At 76.3% G+C, this 3181-nt stretch carries 2 protein-coding genes; one reads left to right on the plus strand and one right to left on the minus strand.

The annotated features are described in order from the left end of the window. Window positions 1-54 precede the first annotated feature (54 nt). Window positions 55-1506: a CCA tRNA nucleotidyltransferase gene (locus PINTE_RS20750; RefSeq protein ID WP_084343880.1), complete on the plus strand. Its 1452-nt coding sequence runs from the start codon at window positions 55-57 to the stop codon at window positions 1504-1506. A 30-nt stretch (window positions 1507-1536) separates the two neighbouring features. Here the strand turns inward: PINTE_RS20750 and PINTE_RS23505 are convergent. Further along, the coding region (locus PINTE_RS23505) for an ABC transporter permease (protein WP_068434400.1) at window positions 1537-3181 on the minus strand (1645 nt) is incomplete at its 5' end.

Raw genomic sequence — 3181 nt, forward strand, 5'->3', positions numbered from 1 at the left:
GCCGACGCCCGCCCCGTCGCCCCGCACGACGCGCACGAGGTGGTGTCGGCGCCGATGCTGCGGGAGGCGGTGGCGCACCTGGCCCCGACCCTGCCGTTGCTGCAGGAGCTCGGTGAGCGGTTCGCGGCGGCGGGGCACGAGTTGGCGCTCGTCGGCGGCCCGGTGCGGGACGCCTTCCTCGGCCGCGTCAGCGGCGACCTCGACCTGACGACCAGCGCCCGGCCCGAGCAGATCGAGGCGGTCGTCGCCGGCTGGGCCGACGCGCGCTGGGACGTCGGACGCGACTTCGGCACGATCGCGATGCGCAAGGGGGCGCACACGATCGAGATCACGACGTATCGGGCGGACGCCTACGACCACACGAGCCGCAAGCCGGTCGTCGCGTTCGGCGACGACCTGGCCGACGACCTGGTGCGCCGCGATTTCACGGTCAACGCGATGGCGCTGCGGCTGCCCGGCCTGGAGTTCGTCGACCCGCACGGCGGGCTCGCCGACCTCGCCGCGCGGCGGCTGCGTACCCCCGGCCCGCCGGCGGTCTCGTTCGCCGACGACCCGCTGCGCATGATGCGGGCGGCCCGGTTCGTGGCCCAGCTCGACAGCGAGCTCGACCCGGGCGTCGCGCAGGCCGTCGCCGCGGCCGTCGACTCCCTGCAGATCGTCTCGGCCGAGCGGATCCGCGACGAGCTCGTCAAGCTGCTGCTCACCCCGGCGCCCCGGCGCGGCCTGGAGGTGCTCGTCGACACCGGTCTGGCCGACCGGATGCTGCCCGAGCTGCCCGGCATGCGCCTGGCGATCGACGAGCACCACCGGCACAAGGACGTCTTCGAGCACTCGCTGACCGTGCTCGACCAGGCCATCGCGCTCGAGGGCCCGCCCGGCGCGCCCGCCGACCGGGTTCCCGGCCCCGACCTCGTGCTGCGCCTGGCGGCGCTGCTGCACGACATCGGCAAGCCCGCCACCCGCCGCTTCGAGCCCGGCGGTGGGGTGAGTTTCCACCACCACGAGGTCGTCGGCGCGAAGATGGCCGCCAAGCGGCTGCGGGCGCTGCGGTTCGACAAGGCGACGATCGCCGCCGTCTCCCGGCTCATCGAGCTGCACCTGCGGTTCCACGGCTACGGCGGCGGGGAGTGGACCGACTCCGCGGTGCGCCGTTACGTCACCGACGCCGGTGACCTGCTGCCGCGGCTGCACCGGCTCACCCGGGCCGACTGCACGACCCGCAACCGGCGCAAGGCCGCCCGGCTGGCCCGCTCCTACGACTCGCTCGAGGAGCGGATCGAGCAGCTCATGGCCGCCGAGGAACTCAAGGCCGTGCGCCCCGAGCTCAACGGCAACGAGATCGCCGCGACCCTGGGGATCGAGCCGGGTCCGCTGCTCGGGCGCGCCTATAAGCACCTGCTCGCCGTGCGCCTCGACCGCGGCCCGATCGGCCCCGACGCCGCCCGCGCCGAACTGCTCGCCTGGTGGGCCCGGCAGCCGGAGTCGGGCGCCAGCGGCTCCGACTAGCGCTCGCGAACGCCGGCCGCCGGCCTCCCGTCAACCGCGACCGAGGTCGCGCCGGCGCCACCCGAGCAACCCGAACCCGATGAGGGCGGCGGCGAGCACGGTCTCGGCGACGACCGGCCCCCAGGCCATCGCCTCGGCGGGCAGCTGCGGCAGGGCCGCGAACGGGGTCGCGTCGAGCAGCACCCGCGGCAGGTCGAGCAGGCCGCCGACCCACGTGGCGAACAGCGACCAGCCGAGCAGCGCCCACAGCAGCGGGGTCAGCCGCGGTGCCCAGCCGACGAGCGCGGTGCCCACGCCGACGGTCAGCCACAGGCCGGGAGCCAGCGCGAGGGCCGCCCCGGCGAGCTGCCCGACCACCCCGAGGCCACCGCCGCCCACCGCGGAAGCGACCGCGAGCAGCGCCCCGCACGCGACGAACACCACGGTCGGCGCGACGAGGGCCGGGACGACGTGCGCGAGCAGCAGCCGGGTGCGCGAGGTCGCGGTCGAGCCGAGCAGCTCCAGGTGGCCGTTGTCCTCCTCCTGGCGCACGCGCAGGATGAGCGTCGCCGCGAAGATCGCCACGACGACGACGAGGATGCCGAGGATCGTCGCGTAGTAGGTGTCGCGCAGCACCCCCGCGCCCTGACCCATCCGGCGGAACAGCTCCGCCAGGCGCGGGTTGTCCGCCAACATCTCGTCGATGGTGCCCGCCAGCGTGCCGATGACCAGCGCGAACAGGCTCATGCCCAGGGCCCAGCCGAGGATCGCGGGGCGTTCCAGACGACGCACCAGCGACTCGACGCCGGTGAGCCCGAACATCCCCGTGTCGGCGCGGGCCGGTCCGGGGCGCGGGGGGCGCAGCCCGGCTCCGTGATCTCGGCGCGACTCGAGCGCGAACGCGGCGGCGGTGAGCGCGCCGGTCAGAGCGAGCGGCAGCAGCAGGATCCACCAGCGCTCGTCGGCGTACGGCCGGGTCAGCGCGGCCCACTCGACGGGGGACAGCCAGCGCAGCGGGGTCCACGACGAATCGTCGCCGGCGCCGTCGGCGACGGCCCGCAGCGCATAGGCGGCGCCGAGCGCCCCGAGGGCGATGAACCGGGCGGACCGGGCCGACGCGGCGAGCTGGGCGCCGACCGCGCCGACCCCCGCCCACACGGCCCCGACCAGTCCGATCCCGAGTCCGGTCGCGAGGGCGCCGGCGGTCGGGGGCGCGGCGGCCGCCATCGTGGCGGCGACCAGGGCCGCCAGCACCCCGCACCCGCCGAAGGCCACGACGAGCGCGCCGGCCAGCGGGGCGTGCCGGCCGATCGCGCCGGCGCGCAGCAGCTCGACCCGTCCGTCGTCCTCCTCGGCGCGCGTCGCCCGGATCACCCCGAGCGCGGCCATCATCGCGGCGGCCGCGGCGACGAACGTGCCCACCCGCCACATCGTGAACCCGCCGGCGGTCAGCAGGTCGTACGGCGGACCGAGCATCGCCCGCATCGTGGGATTTCCCTCGAGGGCGGCGACGGTGGCCCGCCCCACCGGGCCGGCCGGCACGAGCTCGGTGTAGGCGGAGGCGGTCGCCGGCAGCAGCGCGGTGAGCGCGAGCACCCAGACGAGCCAGAACCACCGGGATCGGCGCAGCGCCAGGCGCGCCGCGAGCATCGTGCCGGTCAGCGTGCCCCCGGCCAGGCGCGCCGGCGCCTCGTGC

This window comes from Piscicoccus intestinalis NBRC 104926, assembly GCF_001515525.1.
Lineage (GTDB): Bacteria > Actinomycetota > Actinomycetes > Actinomycetales > Dermatophilaceae > Kineosphaera > Kineosphaera intestinalis.